Genomic DNA, 18,509 nt, shown 5'->3' with positions numbered 1-18,509 from the left:
GGAGCAAGCTCCCCATCAGTCCGCTCGACTTGCATGTATTAGGCACGCCGCCAGCGTTCGTCCTGAGCCAGGATCAAACTCTCCATAAAAGTAGTTTGACTTGCTCATGTTTGTGTAAGAACTTAGTTCTTACGTTTAAAATTAACGTTGACGTTTCGTCTTTTCAGTTTTCAAAGTTCAATTCATGTCGTTTCAGCGACTTTATTAATATATCACACTAATAAATCAGCGTCAATACTTTTTTTTAGTATTAGCACGTCGTTTTGACGACTTTTATATACTAACACTATTCTTATCCACCGTCAATAGTAAAGTTAAATTAATAGACTTCTTTTCTCATTTGAACTTCTAATTCGTTTCTTAGCTTCCAAATTATTTTACTAGCTTTTAACATAATGACCGCATTTATAAGTATTTTTTTAGTATCTTCATCTTGAGAGCTTAATTATATTCATTTTCAATACAATAAAAAAGCACCTTTTTAGGGTGCTTTAAAGTTAAATCTATTTTCTCTTTTCAGTCCTAATTCTTAATTACTATAATACGAATATCCTCTTCTACAGTAATCAATCCAGTGAATCCTAAGATGGTAATAACAGAAAAAGCAAGCAATGATACTTCGATAAATAGACTAAGAAGTAAATTCAAATTTATTTTCTGAACCATTTTGTTGAATATCAATAACTTCCTTCTGCTCTTTCCTTTGTTCTATTGAAGACATTTGAAGCTTTCTCTCTTTTTTTAACACACCTTGTAACCCTTTTGTTATTCCATTAAGCGAAAGAATAGTTAAAGTAAAAAATATCATTGGAGCCATAAAAATCCACCAAGCATTAGTGAGCTCTTTTAAATTCATTGCCATAAGCCCTGACCATTCTTGGACTATTGGTGAAGGTGGGTCACAATAAGGGCCATAACAAACATTTGTGCCTCCGAAAAATAATAGAAAGAACCCTAAATGAGCGATAATTAATAAAACTTGTATAATGATCTTAGGAAAAATCATAAATAATTGGAGTTTCAAATGTGGTAGTACATGTTTTTGAAGTAAGAATAGATTTCTGCCTCCTAATACTTTAGCACTTGTTATAAATTCTTTTTGTAATATTAGTTTAATTTCATTCGCAATTAAGATAGCAGTTGTTGGTACTGTAATAAGGGCTATGACAATAACTTGCCATATTAGCCTTTCTGTAAAAGTAGTTGTAAAACCTTCATAAGGTTCCCATAACAGCGGGTATAGAATGTTATACGCAATGATAGATTGGGGAATAAAATAAAATGCTGTAAAAATATTATTGGAAACGGCCTTTAATTTTGTATTTCTAAATCCTCCAATAACCCCTACTATAAACGAGATTGCAAAACTAAGCAGAGAAATAATAATTGCCGCTCCTAACGTATATTGAGCACCTTGGAGAACCTTAAAAAACATATCATATCCATTTCGATCCGTACCGAATGGAAAGGAAAGAGATGGTGCAAATGGAGCGGCTGAAATCACTTTCCCTAAGTCATCGGTTAAAAAAGACGTTCTTGGTATTTTTCCATCATAAAAATAATTTAAAATAATGCTTCCTGACAATAACGACAAAATAAAGATTATACATATAATAATTAATAATTTATTTCTATCTACAAATCTCATAAACTTATGGCCTTTCCTATTTTTTTCGAAATATAAAATTGAAGACTTTTTAAACATGTATATATAGGGAGAAAGAGCAAAATAGCTGTAACGGCAAATATCGACGGTTCATTATATGTAAATAAGAACGATGTAACACCAAATACATTAAACAAGTATTCTAAAATTAAGAGGTTTGATAACATCATCCATCCTATTTGCTTCCCATGATAAATTAGACTGATTATAATGTTTCTCATCATATGTACAAATAATATTTTATATTTCGCTAATCCTTTACTTCTTGCTAAATCTACATAGGATAAGTGTATTTCTTCTTTTAAAAATGAAATCATTGATTCAAGGAAAAAAAATGTAGGAAGGATGCTAAGAACAACAGCTGGAAATAAAATTAATTGATTCTCACCTAAAGATGCCACCTCAACGAGTAAAATTCCTGATTGTTTATAAAACCAAATCACAAAAATTTGAAGAATAGAAATAATAAAAATATCAGGTAATGCACCTAATACGAGTGAAACATTTTTCATTATACCTTTTACTATCTTCCCTGCTGAGGAGTAAATAATTAACATTAATATAGAACTAATAATTGAGAGTAGCAGGGCAAGAAAAAATATTTTCCCACTATTCACAAAAGCTAATAATATAATTGGAAAAAGGTCGCGTTCCTCTCCCGAAACAGGGTTTGTATAAACTAGTTCTTGAGGGGCAGACAAGTTTTTTATGACATTTATTAACTCTTCCCAATAAGTTAAGAATGACAAAGATTGCGTTTTGAATAGCCCTGAAGTTGCACTAATAAATATAATACCTGCAACAATTAACATCGGTTCTATTGATGCTCTAACAAATGACTTCACCACGTTCAAATCCCTTCTACCTTCACTAGTAAACAAATGCTCCAAAAAATTATTAAAACGGCAGCAAATTTTATACATATTTTAACAAAATTTTCAGATTACATCTAATTATTTTTTAAATATACTTGTTTTTCAAACTAAAAAGGTTGGTTCTTTAAATTTTTTATGATTTCATTCATTAAAGTCAAAAAAAAAACGCCAAATTTACATTTAGCGTTTTTTAAATAATATACGTTTGAATAATTGTTAACCCTACTACTCCTGGAATACCTAAGAAACCTGATATAGATGAGGTAACAACATTTATTGGTACATGAATACCAAGCTGACCTCCAAACGCGTTTAAAAAGAATAGAAATAAAGCTCCAATCATCACCTTAATAGCACCAAGTCCAATTAAACGAATAGGCTTTAAGGAAGTCCCCATTGATAACAATAATAAGGTTACTCCACCTAAAATCGAGATAACAATAATTGGGTTCAAAAGCAACTCCTCATTTCAAATAGAATGGATACTAAATAAATATGAAGGTTGTCTATCTTTTTATGACGATTTTTCTATTTTTCGCTTCTTTAAATAAAAAGAAGTACTTAGCTTCAGCCAACTTAGTTTGGCACGATAGATCAAAATTCTGTTCGAAGCTCATGCTTTCGATCGAACGCTTATCGACCCAATCTTCCTTCGTTGCTTTCATCAAATCCAAAAAAGACTTGTCATAGTTTGTACGTAATTTACTTTTTCTTCGGAAGAACATCTTATTCACTCCTGCTATACATCTCTTCTTCCTTCAAGCGCTTTAGACAACGTAACTTCATCTGCATATTCTAAATCCCCACCAACTGGTAACCCATGTGCTATTCTCGTCACTTTAATTCCAGACGGTTTTAAAAGCCGGGAGATATACATAGCAGTTGCTTCCCCTTCAATGTTTGGGTTTGTCGCCAAAATAACTTCTTGAATTTCTTCTTCTTGCAATCTTTTCAATAGGTCAGGAACGTTAATATCTTCTGGTCCAATCCCTTCCATTGGTGAGATTGCCCCATGTAAAACATGATATAAACCGCTATATTCTTTCATTTTTTCCATAGCAATCACATCTTTAGGATCTTGAACTACACAAACAATACTTCTATCTCTCTTTGTATCTTCACAAATATAGCATGGGTCTTGATCCGTTATATGGCCACATACAGTACAATATCCTAGATTTCGTTTTGCATTGACTAATGCTTTTGCAAAATCTAAAACGGTATCTTCTTTCATATTTAGCACAAAAAAAGCCAGACGGGCCGCTGTTTTTGGCCCGATACCCGGCAATTTCATAAAGCTATCAATTAGCTTTGATATCGGTTCAGGGTAATGCATCCTACGTCCCCCTAATTACATTCCAGGAATATTTAATCCTTTTGTAAATTGACCCATTGTAGAGTTTGTTAATTCCTCAGCTTTCTTCAATGCATCATTTGTAGCTGCTAGCACAAGGTCTTGTAACATTTCAATATCTTCTGGATCTACTACTTCTTCTTTAACCTTTACTTCTAATACTTCTTTATGACCAGAAACGATTACAGACACCATTCCACCGCCAGCTGTTCCTTCAATTCGCTTTTCACCTAACTCTTCTTGAGCTTCAGCCATTTTCTTTTGCATCTTTTGCATTTGTTTCATCATATTTTGCATATTTCCCATTCCACCACGCATGTGTGAAAACCTCCTAAAATGTTTTAGTCTTTTATTTCTAACAAATCAGATCCAACTAACTTTATTGCTTCACTTACAAGAGGATCTGGTTGGTTTGAATCCTTTTTTTCACCATCATCTTGTTGATATTGTAGAAAATCTTGTCTAATGTTTGACCATTGAGCCTCTGGAACTCCCACAACTTCGTATTGTACTCTTAATAGGTTATTCAAGATTGTTGAAATTGCTTCCATGAAACTGGGATGTTCCATTGCCATTTGACAATGAATTTCGTATTTAAATTTTAACACAAAAGCGGAAGAAGAAGCTGCTACCGGCTCTGCATCATTTAAAAGGGCAGCCTGTGACCTCATATTTCGTTGGTTTAACTGTTCTAAAAGGTCCCCCCAACGACCTTTAATAGCATTCAATTCTTGTCGAGTAGCATTTTTTAATACTTCTTTTATCCTTCCAACGGGAACTTTAAACCCCTTTTGCGATCGATTAGTTGCTTTTTTCTTTGTTGGAGTTGATGGCTCAGTAGCGGTTACTCCACCTTGTTTTTTCAAGCTAACTAACTCATTTTCAAGTACCTTAATCTTTTCTATTAACTCTTGTACTTCTGGAACCGAAGCACCATTTGATACTGGTGCATTCTCTGACTGACAAAGCTTAATAATTGAGACTTCTAAATAAACTTTTGCATGGTTCGTAAATTTAATTTCTTGTTGTACAGTATTTAATACATCGATATAAGAATAAATATCCGTTGGCGAAATCTGTTCTGCTAGAACTGTGAACTCCTCATCTAGCAATACACGCTCTAAAGATTCTTCTAATTTTGGAGCTGTTTTATATAAAAGCATGTCTCGATAATAAAGGATTAGGTCTTCTACAAATCTAGACGGGTCTTTTCCTTGGTTAATTAATTCCTCAAGCGCCTTAAGTGCTTTTGCTATATCTTTATGAAAAATGGCGTTCCCAAGTTGATTTAAGTATGATTGGGCGACAGAGCCAGTCACAGTAAGCGCATCATCAACCCTAACCTTTTCATCACTAAATGAAATGGCCTGATCCAATAAACTTAAAGCGTCACGCATTCCACCTTCAGCCGCTCGAGCAACTACATGAAGTGCTTTTTCTTCATATTGTATATTTGACTCGTCAGCAATATGTTTCATCCGTTCTACTATGTCATGTGAAGTAATTCTTTTGAAGTCAAAACGTTGACATCTAGAAATAATCGTAAGTGGTAATTTATGAGGTTCGGTTGTCGCTAATACAAAGATTACATGTTTTGGTGGCTCTTCCAATGTTTTTAATAAAGCATTAAAAGCACCGATGGATAACATATGAACTTCATCAATTATATAGACCTTATAGCTTACAGCACTTGGTGCATACTTTACTTTATCCCGAATGTCACGAATCTCTTCTACACCATTGTTTGATGCTGCATCAATTTCTATTACATCTGAAATAGAACCATCTGAAATACCAATACAAGATGAACATTGATTACAAGGTTCATCTACTGGAGCTTTTTCACAGTTTACCGCTTTTGCTAATATTTTCGCAGCACTTGTTTTCCCAGTCCCTCTTGGACCAGAGAATAAATAAGCGTGAGATATTTTTTGCTGAAGGAGGGCGTTTTGCAATGTTTTCGTTACATGCTTCTGTCCTACTACATCCACAAACTGCTGTGGTCGCCAAACACGATATAATGCTTGATAAGCCATCTATTCCCTCCTCCATAATATAAGAATCTATATTATTATACCGTATATAAAATTTCTAGAAAAGTGGAACGGTCAGCAATTAATCATCTATTTAGAATTCATTATTACTATTCATTTTCTCAGATCATTGTATCCTCATTTAAAAAGTTCATCTTAACTTACTAATGTAAATTCAAAAAGTATTTATTCTTTCCTGTAGATATATAGGCCAAAGCCTATAGAAAATGACGTTTTCTTCAACAAAAAAACTCATCTGCGTAACAGATGAGTTTAGTATGTTAAATTTAACTGCCGTGCACCTTTCGTCGACTAACATTCATAGGCGTTACTCAAGCAGTTAGCTCGGCCCAGGCAACCCTGCGGCACATGAGATGATCCACTTAATGCTGCTTCCTTCCGGACCTGACATGGTTCGTGGGTTCTCATTGCGCAGGACCCAGGCGTCAACACCACTTACTTGAGGCAGGCCCTACAAAGTGCTAGCCTCGGAAAGGGATTCGGCCTCGCTAGAGCGGTTTGCGAGTACAGGGCACCGCTACCTCCCCGCTTAGCACGGCAAAATTGAAACCATATTTAGTTGCATCTTTAATCGATGCAAGTAAAAGTATACTAGTTATTACGAAAAAAAGCAATGGTTTCGAAATGGTATCTTCTTACTTTTATTCCATTGCACCTTTTTTCTGTTTCTTTTCATCTTTTTTCCTTTGACGTAAATTCCGAAAGAAACTACTAAGCAACGCGCCACATCTTTCTTCTAATACTCCACTAACTACTTGACATTGATGATTGAACCGATGATCAGTGAGAAGATTCATTAGCGTTCCTGCGCATCCAGCTTTCGGATCTTTTGCTCCATAAACAACCCGATCAATACGTGACAATAGAATAGCTCCACTACACATAGGGCAAGGCTCAAGTGTAACATAAAGTTCCACCCCTTCCAATCGCCATGTCCCTAATGCTTCACACGCTTTTTCAATGGCTAGTAGCTCTGCATGGGTAACCGCATTTTGAGTAGATTCTCTTAAATTAAAGGCAGTAGAGATGATTTCTCCATCCTTTACAAGCACTGCTCCAATTGGAACCTCATTGATCTTTTCGGCTTTTTTCGCTTCTGCAATGGCCAATTCCATATAAATTTCATCTTTTGAATTCATATAATAACCCCTTATAAATCTGGTCTATTTATACCAAACTATACTTTAAGAATTACAGAAGAATCTGCTTCACATACTTTATGTTTAGAATACACTCATCTATATACACCTATATTTCAATTAAAGATTAAAGACTAAATTGAAGAAATGGGAATAGCATTTTCTTTCCGAACGATGACATCATTTATTGGTATAAAAATAATTGCTAAAGGAGATTTTTAATGGATAAGCAACCTACCTTCGCCCTTCTCATTATAGATGTTATTAATTCATTCGACTTTGAGCACGGAGATCAATTAGTTCAACATGCTCATCGAATTGCAAATCCAATTCTCAAACTTAAAGCTCGTTGCTTTAATCAAGATATCCCCATTATTTATATTAATGACCATTATGACTTATGGCAAGCTAACATCGAAAAGATTTATCAGTCATGTGAAAATGAAAAAAGTAAAGCTTTTCTTCACTTACTGAGACCAAATAGTCACGATTTTTTTTTAATAAAACCAAAACATTCTGCTTTTTATGGAACAGCTTTACATACACTTCTACACAAATTAAAGGTAAATTCACTTATTATCACAGGATTGGCTGGGAATATTTGCGTTCTCTTCACTGCGAATGACGCATACATGAGAGAATTTTCTTTATACGTCCCTAAAGACTGTGTGGCATCAGCAAATGAGGAAGATAATCAATATGCCTTAGAAATGATGCGAAACGTACTAAAAGCAAACACAACTCCCTCCCCCTCTCTTTTTAATAAGCATTCATAAAAAATCTAAGCTGAAGGGTACTTATTGTAATAATAAAATGAACCTTCATTTAAACAAGTTATACATTTTATATAGTGGTTGTTAGACGTATAAAACAAAACACAGAATAAAAGAGCTATTCAGCTCTTTTTTCTTATAGTCCTGTAAAATATTCTCGTCCCCTTCTGCTCTTATATTATGTTAAAATTAAATTTGTCGTCATTTGAACGTCTATGTCGAATAAATCTAAATCTATTGAAGAAGACGAGGAGGACATCATATGGGAAGTAACCCTTTTATTACAGTTGAAGGACCTATAGGTGTAGGGAAGACTTCTCTTGCTAAGGCCATTTCAGAACGTTATCAATACCACCTTTTAAAAGAAATCGTTGACGAAAATCCGTTCTTAGGAAAGTTTTACGATAATATAGATGAGTGGAGCTTTCAAACAGAAATGTTTTTTCTATGCAATCGTTTTAAACAACTAGAAGACATTGATAACGATTTTCTTTCGAAAAATAAGCCCGTGGTAGCGGATTATCATATTATGAAGAATATTATCTTTGCTCAGCGAACGCTTAAAAATAAACAATATGACAAATACCTACGGATTTATGACATATTAACAGGCGATATGCCTCATCCTAATGTAGTCATTTATTTGCACGCAAGCTTAGATACATTAATTAATAGAATTGAAAAGCGTGGTCGAGAGTTTGAGAAGAAGATTAGTCCTAGTTACTTAGAACAGCTCTCAACAGATTACGAGGAGTATATGGATAACTTCAAAAATAATCATAGCGAAATTCCTGTATTGACCTTTAATGGTGATGACATGGATTTTGTAAAGAGTAAAGAAGACTTAGACTTCATCTTTCAATTACTTGATAAAACGATAAATAAAGGAGTTTAGACGAATGAATCTTCGGGAGAAATACGGAATTCCAAGTAATGCGGTGATCACCATTGCTGGGACAGTAGGTGTTGGAAAATCTACTATGACAAATGGACTTGCTGATGGGCTTGGCTTTCGCACATCATTTGAAAAAGTAGACACAAATCCTTATTTAGATAAATTTTATAATGACTTTAAAAGTTGGAGCTTCCATCTACAAATTTATTTTCTAGCTGAGCGTTTCAAAGAACAAAAAAGAATATTTGAATATGGTGGAGGCTTTATCCAAGATCGATCTATTTATGAAGATACAGGTATCTTCGCCCGCATGCATTATGAAAAAGGGACAATGTCTGAAATAGATTACAATACCTACACTAGCCTATTCGATGCAATGGTAATGACTCCATATTTTCCACATCCTGATCTTTTAATTTACTTAGAAGGATCCCTAGAGGATATTATCGATCGGATTAAATTACGTGGTCGACCAATGGAACAACAAACACCAACAGCGTACTGGGAGGAAATGCATCAACGGTATGAGAATTGGATTAATTCATTTAATGCATGCCCTGTTCTTCGCCTAAACATTAACGAATATGACTTAGTGCAAGATGAAGGTTCAATCGAACCAATTATTGAACGAATTAGCTATATGATTGAACAGTCACGTATCCTAAAAAAATAAGTCGCCAAATCCTTGGCGACTTTTTCTATGTACTCTGACAATTAAATATAAAAAAATTCGTTATCTGCTTAGCAGTAACGAATTCCATCTCCAAACATTTATGCGCAATGGTTGTTAGTAATAATGGCGGAGGAAGAGGGATTCGAACCCCCGCGCGGTTTAACCCGCCTGTCGGTTTTCAAGACCGATCCCTTCAGCCAGACTTGGGTATTCCTCCGTTCTGACAAAAACTATAATATCAAATATTAATTTAATAGTCAACATGTTTTCATAAAAAAAGAGGAGAAAATTATTTCTCCTCTTTTTTTCTCTAGGCTCAAGGTTGAATGACTTCTTTTCTTCCCATATATGGACGAAGAACATCAGGAATAATAATCGTACCATCTTCTTGTTGATAGTTCTCCAATATCGCTGCAACTGTTCTTCCTATGGCTAATCCAGAGCCATTTAATGTATGAACATGTTCAGGCTTTGCATTCGTTTCGCGACGAAAACGAATGTTTGCACGACGTGCTTGGAAAGCCTCAAAATTAGAGCAAGAAGAAATTTCTCTATACGTACTATAACTTGGAATCCAAACCTCAATATCGTATTTCTTGGCAGCCGTAAAGCCTAAATCTGCTGTACACATACTCATTACTCGATATGGAAGACCAAGAAGTTGAAGAATTCTTTCTGCATGCCCTGTTAATTTTTCTAGTTCATCATAAGAATCCTCTGGTTTCACAAAACGTACCAATTCTACTTTGTTAAATTGATGTTGACGTATTAAACCTCTAGTATCTCTTCCAGCAGAACCTGCCTCAGAGCGAAAGTTTGAACTATAGGCAGCATAAGCAATAGGTAAATCCTCTCCAGATAAAATTTCGTCACGATGGTAATTTGTCACTGGAACTTCTGATGTTGGAATTAAGAAATAATCTTCATCTTTTATTAAGAAAGCATCTTCTTCAAATTTAGGCAGTTGTCCTGTTCCTGTCATACTTGTACGATTCACCATGTATGGAGGTAGCATTTCTTTATAGCCATGCTCATCTGCATGTAAATCCATCATAAAATTAATTAACGCTCGCTCAAGCCTTGCCCCAAGCCCTTTATAAAAAACAAAACGACTACCCGTTACTTTCCCAGCACGTTCAAAATCTAAAATATCAAGATTTGTGGCTAAATCCCAATGAGGTTTTGCTTCAAATTCAAATGTAGGTATGTCCCCCCACTTTCTCACTTCAATATTATCATCTTCCGTTTCGCCAACAGGTACATCTTCATGAGGAATATTCGGGATAGATAATAATAACGTTTCTAGCTCCTCCTCTACCTTTCTCAGCTGGTCATCAAGCTCCTTCACTTTTCCACCAACTTCTCTCATTTGTAAAATTAGCTCATCTGCATTTTGTTTCTCGCGTTTCATTTGAGCAATTTTTTGAGAAACCTCATTTCGCTCACTTTTTAATTGTTCCGTTTGAACAATAAGTTCTCTTCTTTGCTCATCAAGTGTTTCGAATTTTTCAAAGTCTGTTAAATCCTCCCCTCGATGGGTAAGCCTTTCCTTCACTTCATTAAAATTTGCTCGTAAATATTTAATATCTAACATCTTTTCTCCTCCTTAAGTACGTCAACCATTCCAGTGACAGGGTTCCTTAAAACGAATACTAGCTTAACAAAAACAAAAAACTCCCATCCCTAAAAAGGGACGAGAGTTTACCCGCGTTGCCACCCTAGTTGAAAGCATTGTGCTTTCCACCTTGTAAAGAATAACGGTCTCTAACCGGAAGTGCTTACTAATCTTTCAGCCCTTCACTCATGGATGGATTCACACAATGCTTTTATCGGTTTACACCAACCACCGACTCTCTACAAAAAGTCACCATGCTACTAGTTCCTGTCAACGCTTTAAGTTTGTTCATTTTTATTATTCCTAATGTACTACAATTATTTACCTATCGCAACGTTTTTATGCAGAAACTTCTTTATGCTCCTGAACCATGTTTAAAAAATATTGCGTGATACGGTGGTCGTTGGTCAATTCAGGGTGAAAAGAACATCCTAAATACTGACCTTCACGTGCTGCGACAATTCGTCCTTCATGCTCTGCTAATACTTTTACATTTTTACCAACAGACACGATATGAGGAGCGCGTATGAAGACAGCAACAAAGTCATCCGCGATTTCATTAATAAGTAAAGGCGCTTCAAAACTTTCCTTTTGTCGACCAAATGAGTTACGTTCAACCGTTACATCTAACAAACCTAAATGAGGTTCATTATAATCAACAACTTCTTTTGCCATTAATATCAGTCCGGCACATGTGCCAAACATCGGCTTTCCTTGTTTGGCAAACTGTCTAAGAGGTTCCATAAAATGATACCGATCAATTAAACGTCTCATTGTCGTACTTTCGCCACCCGGCATAATAAGACCGTCAATTTCCTCAAGTTGTTCAGCCCTTTTGATGACAACTGCCTCTGCTCCACATACCTCAATGGAACGTACGTGCTCTCGCACGGCACCTTGTAGTCCAAGTACTCCAATCTTCATCATTGTTCTACTTCCCCTTTACCAACCACGCTCTTGCATACGGTTTTCTGGTGTTAGTGAGCTAATTTCAATTCCCTTCATCGCTGTTCCTAATTCTTTTGATAGTTCAGCAATCAGCTTGTAATCTTGATAATGTGTAGTAGCTTCTACAATGGCTTTGGCAAATTTAGCTGGGTTTTCTGATTTAAAGATACCAGATCCAACAAAAACACCATCTGCTCCCAACTGCATCATAAGTGCTGCATCAGCAGGCGTTGCAACTCCACCAGCTGCAAAGTTAACAACAGGAAGACGACCGTTTTCTTTTATTTCCAACAATAATTCATAAGGGGCACCTAAAAGCTTAGCTTCTGTCATAATTTCATCTTCATTCATATTCACAAGTTTACGAACTTGCGCATTCACTTTTCGAATATGACGAACAGCTTCGACTATATTTCCTGTCCCTGGCTCTCCCTTTGTACGAAGCATCGAAGCTCCTTCACCAATACGACGAGCAGCCTCTCCTAGATCACGACAACCACATACAAATGGAACAGTATATTCTCTTTTATTTAAATGATACTCTTCATCAGCTGGCGTTAATACTTCACTTTCATCAATATAATCAACACCCATTGCTTCTAATACACGAGCTTCTACAATATGACCGATACGAGCTTTGGCCATCACGGGAATACTAACCGCATTCATTACCTCTTCGACGATTCGAGGATCTGCCATTCTAGCAACTCCACCAGCCTTACGAATATCGGCTGGAACACGTTCAAGCGCCATTACAGCTACTGCTCCCGCGTCCTCGGCTATTTTAGCTTGTTCAGCATTCACTACATCCATAATAACGCCGCCTTTTTGCATTTCGGCCATTCCTCTTTTTACACGATCTGTACCTGTTCTCATAATGATATGTCCCCCTTTTATGTATTCGAATACTAGCATTACCAGTATCACATAGCATTGCGAAAAATCAAACTTCTTATTCTTTTTTCTTCTGTGAAAAAAGATCCTCTTTGCTAATAAACAACAAAAAACACCTCCTGTCAAGGACGTGAGGTGTTAGATTGATCACAAATCTTATTTATCAATTAATCAAGCAAATTCATTTGCCTAAAAAATTAAAATAAACCTTTAATACCAGATACTACGCTATTCCACACATCGACAAAGAATCCACCGATTGCTCTAAGCGAAAGGACAAACCAATTCGCTTTTTCAACTGATTTATCCGCTACCATATTAACCGTAATAGACTCTGCTGCCTTAGGTGTTAAATACCCTAAATCTTCACCATCATATTCAACAGTCAGTGTACCGACAGCTTGATCCTTTTTAATAGGGGCTTCGAGCTCCCCCTCTTCATTAAGAGCTTTTTTAGCTGGTGTGAAGACAGGCTTATATTTATCCTTTTCGCCATTTCGAACCATGGCCGTAATTGGCGCCTCTGAAATAACCCCAACCTTATCTTCTTTCCCTTTAACAACGGGCATATTCTTTTGTTTATCTACTTCATAACCAGCAGGAACTAACTCTTCAACCGAGAAGTTACTAAAAGCAAAGTCAAGCATCTTTCTTGTTTCATCAAAACGAGGTTTTGATTTATCAGGTGGAATTACTCCTTCTGGAGGCTTCGCGTCCATCACAACTGTAATAAAGCGCATGCCGTTACGTTCCGCTGTTCCTGTAAAGCAAGAGCCTGCGAAATCAGTTGTTCCTGTTTTAATTCCATCTATACCTTCATATTCAAAAACTAGTGATGGAAGCATAAAATTCCAGTTATCCATTTCTGTTTGTTCATCATCAATGCCTGGACGGAACCATTTTTTAGGAATACTCGATGTCTCAAGCACTTCTGGATATTGGTTAATTAATTCAAAGGCAAGAGTTGCAGTTGCTTTCGCTGACATCGTGTTTTCATCTTCTGCTCCTGTACCTTCTGGATGCAGGCCAAATAAATCGGCGTTATTTAATCCAGTGGAATTGACAAAGTGATAATTATCCAACCCAAGTTCTTCTGCTTTCTCGTTCATCATTTTTACAAAATTCGCTTCTGTACCTGCAATTTTTTCTGCAATGGCAATGGTCGCTCCGTTTGCAGAATAAATCGCCATCGCTTCATACAATTCTTGAATAGTATACTGTTCACCGACTTTTAACGGTACATTACTTAAAGAAGTATCTTGTGACACTTTGTATACATAATCCGAAACTGTGTATTTTTGGTCAAAGCTCAAGCGGCCCTCTTCAACTGCTTCTAATAATAAAAACTCCGTCATCATCTTGGTCATACTAGCTATACCTAAAGCTGTATCTGAATTTTTCTCATACAAGATTTTGCCTGATTTCGCATCAACTAAAATTGCTGCTTGAGCGTTAATATTTAGTGCTTCTTCTGCGCTAGCTGATTGTGGTAGTTGAAAAAGTCCAAAAGCTAAAAAAAACGCTAATGTACCGGCCACAATTTTTTTACACCACTGTTTTTTCACTTTGTTTACCCTCCATAATTTGTCTACATTGACGTTATTTTATCATAGATATTCATGATTTAATAGATACACAATAGACCTATCTTATGTAAAAAACCATCCTTATTTTTCTATTCATGTTTTATCTTTCTAAAAATAAAATCAGGATTTCCCAATAACAGGAAATCCTGATTTTGCTTTTTTTATAATGAATAATTCGGTGCTTCTTTCGTAATTTGGACATCATGCGGATGGCTCTCTCGTAAACCAGCACCCGTCATTCTAACAAATTGTGCATTCTCTCGTAAAAATGCTAAATCGGGAGCTCCGCAATATCCCATACCAGAACGAATTCCACCAATTAATTGATACACTGTTTCTGATATTGGACCTTTATAAGCAATCCTTCCTTCAATACCTTCTGGAACAAACTTCTTAGCATCCTCTTGAAAATATCGATCCTTTGAGCCTTTTTCCATCGCTCCGACAGATCCCATTCCTCGATAAACCTTAAAACGTCTACCTTGGAAAATTTCCGTTTCTCCAGGACTTTCCGTTGTACCAGCAAGTAAGCTACCTAACATGACAGCATGTCCACCTGCAGCCAGTGCTTTAACGATATCACCAGAATATTTTATACCACCATCTGCTATAATTGCTTTTCCTTGCTTACGAGCTTCTGCCGCACAATCATAGACAGCTGTCACTTGTGGCACTCCTACTCCTGCAACTACCCTCGTCGTACAAATCGAACCAGGCCCAATGCCAACCTTGACTACATCTACCCCTGCTTCATATAGATCTCTTGTTGCCTCGGCAGTCGCTACATTACCAGCGATAATATTTAAATCTGGATATTGATTTCGAATCTCTTTCACAGTCTGGATAACTCCTGAGGAATGACCATGAGCAGTATCCACTACAATTGCGTCAACATTTGCTTCTACTAACATTTCAACGCGTTTCATCGTATCCTTTGATACGCCAACAGCAGCTCCTACTAATAAACGACCTTGAGCATCCTTTGCTGAATGTGGGAATTCAATTACTTTCTCAATGTCTTTAATGGTGATTAATCCTTTTAAAACACCATCTGAATCGATCAGGGGAAGCTTTTCAATTTTATGCTTTTGGAGAATTTTTTCTGCTTCATCAATTGTTGTCCCAACTGGAGCAGTCACAAGATGGTCTTTCGTCATGACGTCTGAAATTAAAATAGAATAATCTTGGATAAAGCGCAAATCACGATTTGTAATAATACCAACGAGCTTTTGTTCCTCAACATTATTAATAATTGGAACCCCAGATATACGATATTTACCCATTAAATGCTCTGCATCAAATACTTGATGAGTAGGTGTTAAGAAAAATGGATCTGTAATAACACCACGTTCTGAACGTTTTACTTTATCAACGTGCTCTGCTTGCTGTTCAATGCTCATATTTTTGTGAATAATACCTAATCCACCCTGCCTAGCCATACTAATAGCCATTTCTGCTTCAGTAACCGTATCCATTCCAGCACTAATCAATGGAATATTTAACTGTAATGTGTCGGTTAGTTTTACACCTAAATCTACATCCTTTGGCAATACTTCTGACTTAGCTGGAAGCAATAAAACATCGTCAAACGTTAAACCTTCTTTTTGAAATTTCGTTTCCCACATTCTCCATTTCCTCCTCAGCAAAAAAAATATTATTAGTAGGGTAACAATTGGATAAAATACTGTCAACAATAATTGAATTTGTTTAATTTTTCAAATAATTATGAGGTGATGTTTTTGCGCAATCCTAATTACGATTGGGGTTTTATACATAAATTCCAGTCAGCGTCAAGCACTCAAAAATATTTAGAACGATGGTACCAACACCAAAAACAAATTTCCAATAAAAAAAGCTATGAGAATTGTTACCCTTTTATGTATTATTTAGAGCATGGAGAAACGTATTACAAACAGGCTGCCCATAGCCCCCTTTCAATTCAACCGGTTTTACTATTTTACGGGTATACTCATCTTTTAAAAGCCATGTTACTAACTGTCGACCCAGATTACCCACAAACATCGTCGGTCCTTGCACATGGGGTATCCACCCGAAAGCGAAAGAAGCAACAATATAGCTTTTTAGAAGATGAAATCAAAATACAAAAAAATGGCCTTCTTCCACATATCGCTGACTGTATCTTTCATATGAACTCTCTTGAAGGAGAAAAATTTACGATGAAACAACTATTAGCTCAGCTTCCTGAAGTGCAAGAATTATTCCAATTTCATTATAAGGAATCTCCACTTGTTTTACTTAAACAGTCTGGTGATATCCTCACTTTTCCAATGAATCTATTAGACCAATTCCATATGACACTCTCTCGATTCCAAGAGTATATTACAACAATAGCTAGTCATCCAATTATTAGGAAAGAAAACGGGTTTACGTGGACTACCACACCTAGTTTGATGGAAGCCCCCCCTTTTCGCTATCACATTGAATTTGATCAATATTACTTTCCATCAAATAAAAAATACTTATGCCAGCTACCAGAACTATTAATACACTATTTATTACTGTACAACTTGAGTATGATTGCTCGCTATGAAACCGAGTGGTGGAGCGATTTACTAAAGACAACGCCCAATGAAGACTATTCATTTATTAAAGGGTTTTTAATGAGCTCCTTCACGAAGATGCCAAAATATATTGAAAAATATTTACTTATTAATCATTAAATAAAAGACGCCTCTTATTCTTGAGACGCCTTTTCGTTTATATCGTGTACACTATTTAATAATCTTTTTAATTGATGTAACAAAGATGACGGTATATCTTCTTCTTTTAATAGGCTTGCAGGAATACACTCCGCTTTCTCCTGTAGTTGATTTCCCTTCTCTGTTAACTTAATGAGAACTTTTCGTTCATCTGCCTTATCACGCTCACGAACAAGCAATCCGTTCGCTTGCATTCGTTTTAACATAGGGGTGAGTGTACCAGAATCTAAATACAACTTTTGACCTAATTCTTTTACAGATATCGAATCATGCTCCCATAACGCAAGCAATGCTAAATACTGTGGGTAGGTTAGTTCTAATTCATCTAAAAGTGGGCGATATAATTTCGTCATCTCTCTAGAAGCTGCATAGATTGTAAAACAAATTTGATTATCAAGTTTAAGCAAATTTTTATCATTCATACTTATTCACCTAGCAGTTGTAAAATGTCGCTCTCTATCTTATTTGGCTTTGTTTGCGGAGAAAAACGTTTTTGAACACGCCCATTTCTATCTATAAGAAATTTCGTGAAGTTCCATTGAACATCGCTTTTTAGTAATCCTTTTTTCTCAGATGTTAAAAATTTAAATAGTGGGTCAGCCTTCTTCCCTTTAACATCTACTTTCGCATACATCGGGAAAGATACACCATAATTTACTTGACAAAACTCCATAATTTCTTCGTTAGAATCAAATTCCTGTTTAAGGAACTGATCACAAGGAAATCCGATGACAGACAAACCTTGTTCTTTATATTTTTCATACAGTTCTTGTAGCTCTTTAAACTGAGAAGTAAATCCACATTTACTAGCTGTATTGACAATTAAAACTACCTGATTTTTATATCGGTCTAATAATTCCATTTCTCCATTTCTCTTCTTTACACTATAATCATAAATGGTCGCCACTATTTTCTCATTCCTTTCATGCATCAAAATAAATTGCGCACAATCTTTTATTCTTTATTAAGCATACACTATTCCTACTCCTCCTTCAACTATCTTAATATTTCCAACTGTTTTAGAGTAATCGATTATAAAATTCTTCATTTGAAGATTATACGGATTGCTTCACGACCACTCAAATGATTAGATACACATAGCCACTAGGGTTTATACACCCAATTTTCTCTCTATTTCAACCACTTATTATTGTACACAAAAAAACAGCTCGTTCTGAGCTGTTTTGAAAGTGTATGGCGACGTCCTACTCTCACAGGGGGAAGCCCCCAACTACCATCGGCGCTAAAGAGCTTAACTTCCGTGTTCGGTATGGGAACGGGTGTGACCTCTTTGCTATTGCCACCATACATATTAAG

The 18,509-nt window shown here is 35.9% G+C and carries 19 protein-coding genes, 1 tRNA gene, 2 rRNA genes, 1 other RNA gene and 1 other annotated feature; of the genes, 4 read left to right on the top strand and 19 right to left on the bottom strand.

Going from position 1 to position 18,509, the window contains the following annotated elements; translation table 11 throughout:
• From WAK64_RS22110 to tadA, 10 genes are all read right to left on the bottom strand, one after another.
• Positions 1-89, bottom strand: a 16S ribosomal RNA gene (locus tag WAK64_RS22110); the annotation flags it as partial.
• 542 nt (positions 90-631) lie between these two features.
• On the bottom strand, positions 632-1,648 hold the full coding sequence (locus WAK64_RS22105; RefSeq protein ID WP_336589131.1) for an ABC transporter permease: 1,017 nt from the start codon (positions 1,646-1,648) through the stop codon (positions 632-634).
• Complete coding sequence (locus WAK64_RS22100; RefSeq protein WP_336589130.1) at positions 1,645-2,514, bottom strand: ABC transporter permease subunit; 870 nt, start codon at positions 2,512-2,514, stop codon at positions 1,645-1,647. Before WAK64_RS22100 ends, WAK64_RS22105 begins: the two co-directional genes overlap by 4 nt.
• Positions 2,515-2,731: 217 nt before the next feature.
• The gene (locus tag WAK64_RS22095; protein WP_336589129.1) at positions 2,732-2,995 is read right to left on the bottom strand and encodes a pro-sigmaK processing inhibitor BofA family protein; all 264 of its coding nucleotides are present in this window, start codon (positions 2,993-2,995) and stop codon (positions 2,732-2,734) included.
• A gap of 52 nt (positions 2,996-3,047) precedes the next feature.
• Positions 3,048-3,266, bottom strand: coding sequence for a YaaL family protein (locus tag WAK64_RS22090; RefSeq protein WP_336589128.1), 219 nt, complete (start codon positions 3,264-3,266; stop codon positions 3,048-3,050).
• A 14-nt stretch (positions 3,267-3,280) separates the two neighbouring features.
• Positions 3,281-3,877, bottom strand: coding sequence for a recombination mediator RecR (recR, locus tag WAK64_RS22085; protein WP_336589127.1), 597 nt, complete (start codon positions 3,875-3,877; stop codon positions 3,281-3,283).
• A gap of 15 nt (positions 3,878-3,892) precedes the next feature.
• On the bottom strand, positions 3,893-4,213 hold the full coding sequence (locus WAK64_RS22080) for a YbaB/EbfC family nucleoid-associated protein (RefSeq protein WP_336589126.1): 321 nt from the start codon (positions 4,211-4,213) through the stop codon (positions 3,893-3,895).
• A 23-nt stretch (positions 4,214-4,236) separates the two neighbouring features.
• On the bottom strand, positions 4,237-5,931 hold the full coding sequence (gene dnaX / locus WAK64_RS22075) for a DNA polymerase III subunit gamma/tau (protein WP_336589125.1): 1,695 nt from the start codon (positions 5,929-5,931) through the stop codon (positions 4,237-4,239).
• 291 nt (positions 5,932-6,222) lie between these two features.
• Positions 6,223-6,487: signal recognition particle sRNA large type (ffs, locus tag WAK64_RS22070), an RNA gene on the bottom strand.
• A 103-nt stretch (positions 6,488-6,590) separates the two neighbouring features.
• Positions 6,591-7,088, bottom strand: coding sequence for a tRNA adenosine(34) deaminase TadA (gene tadA / locus WAK64_RS22065; RefSeq protein ID WP_336589124.1), 498 nt, complete (start codon positions 7,086-7,088; stop codon positions 6,591-6,593).
• A 221-nt stretch (positions 7,089-7,309) separates the two neighbouring features.
• Here tadA and WAK64_RS22060 point away from each other — a divergent pair, with 221 nt between their 5' ends.
• The 3 genes from WAK64_RS22060 to WAK64_RS22050 all read left to right on the top strand — a co-directional run bounded on the left by WAK64_RS22060 (position 7,310) and on the right by WAK64_RS22050 (position 9,429).
• A complete protein-coding gene (locus WAK64_RS22060) occupies positions 7,310-7,864 on the top strand; it encodes a cysteine hydrolase family protein (RefSeq protein WP_336589123.1) in 555 nt (184 codons plus the stop codon).
• Between the two features lie 259 nt (positions 7,865-8,123).
• Positions 8,124-8,756, top strand: a complete 633-nt coding sequence (locus tag WAK64_RS22055) for a deoxynucleoside kinase (protein ID WP_336589122.1) — start codon at positions 8,124-8,126, stop codon at positions 8,754-8,756.
• Positions 8,757-8,760: 4 nt separating this feature from the next.
• Complete coding sequence (locus WAK64_RS22050; protein WP_336589121.1) at positions 8,761-9,429, top strand: deoxynucleoside kinase; 669 nt, start codon at positions 8,761-8,763, stop codon at positions 9,427-9,429.
• A gap of 124 nt (positions 9,430-9,553) precedes the next feature.
• Here WAK64_RS22050 and WAK64_RS22045 read toward each other — a convergent pair.
• From WAK64_RS22045 to guaB, 6 genes are all read right to left on the bottom strand, one after another.
• A tRNA-Ser gene (locus WAK64_RS22045) sits at positions 9,554-9,646 on the bottom strand.
• A 99-nt stretch (positions 9,647-9,745) separates the two neighbouring features.
• Positions 9,746-11,023 carry a serine--tRNA ligase gene (serS, locus tag WAK64_RS22040; RefSeq protein ID WP_336589120.1) on the bottom strand — a complete coding sequence of 426 codons (1,278 nt, stop codon included), beginning with the start codon at positions 11,021-11,023 and terminating at the stop codon, positions 9,746-9,748.
• A 92-nt stretch (positions 11,024-11,115) separates the two neighbouring features.
• Positions 11,116-11,327: a binding site (T-box leader), on the bottom strand.
• Positions 11,328-11,383: 56 nt separating this feature from the next.
• Positions 11,384-11,971, bottom strand: a complete 588-nt coding sequence (gene pdxT, locus WAK64_RS22035) for a pyridoxal 5'-phosphate synthase glutaminase subunit PdxT (RefSeq protein ID WP_336589119.1) — start codon at positions 11,969-11,971, stop codon at positions 11,384-11,386.
• 15 nt (positions 11,972-11,986) lie between these two features.
• Positions 11,987-12,871, bottom strand: a complete 885-nt coding sequence (pdxS, locus tag WAK64_RS22030; RefSeq protein ID WP_336589132.1) for a pyridoxal 5'-phosphate synthase lyase subunit PdxS — start codon at positions 12,869-12,871, stop codon at positions 11,987-11,989.
• Between the two features lie 212 nt (positions 12,872-13,083).
• Positions 13,084-14,451, bottom strand: a complete 1,368-nt coding sequence (locus WAK64_RS22025) for a serine hydrolase (protein ID WP_336589118.1) — start codon at positions 14,449-14,451, stop codon at positions 13,084-13,086.
• A 182-nt stretch (positions 14,452-14,633) separates the two neighbouring features.
• Positions 14,634-16,097 (bottom strand): IMP dehydrogenase, encoded by a 1,464-nt coding sequence (gene guaB / locus WAK64_RS22020; protein ID WP_336589117.1) that lies wholly within the window; start codon positions 16,095-16,097, stop codon positions 14,634-14,636.
• A gap of 114 nt (positions 16,098-16,211) precedes the next feature.
• On the opposite strand from guaB, the gene WAK64_RS22015 reads away from it, so the two are divergent.
• Positions 16,212-17,153: a YaaC family protein gene (locus WAK64_RS22015; RefSeq protein ID WP_336589116.1), complete on the top strand. Its 942-nt coding sequence runs from the start codon at positions 16,212-16,214 to the stop codon at positions 17,151-17,153.
• Between the two features lie 14 nt (positions 17,154-17,167).
• On the opposite strand, the gene WAK64_RS22010 is transcribed toward WAK64_RS22015, so the two are convergent.
• From WAK64_RS22010 to rrf, 3 genes are all read right to left on the bottom strand, one after another.
• A complete protein-coding gene (locus WAK64_RS22010; RefSeq protein WP_336589115.1) occupies positions 17,168-17,614 on the bottom strand; it encodes a MarR family winged helix-turn-helix transcriptional regulator in 447 nt (148 codons plus the stop codon).
• A gap of 2 nt (positions 17,615-17,616) precedes the next feature.
• A complete protein-coding gene (locus WAK64_RS22005) occupies positions 17,617-18,099 on the bottom strand; it encodes a glutathione peroxidase (protein WP_336589114.1) in 483 nt (160 codons plus the stop codon).
• Positions 18,100-18,384: 285 nt separating this feature from the next.
• Positions 18,385-18,500 (bottom strand): 5S ribosomal RNA (rrf, locus tag WAK64_RS22000).
• Positions 18,501-18,509: the final 9 nt, after the last annotated feature.

This window comes from Bacillus spongiae, assembly GCF_037120725.1.
GTDB classification, from domain to species: Bacteria; Bacillota; Bacilli; order Bacillales; family Bacillaceae_K; genus Bacillus_CI; species Bacillus_CI spongiae.
The sequence above is the reverse complement of the archived record's forward strand: the minus strand, read 5'-3'. Positions and strand labels throughout refer to the sequence as shown.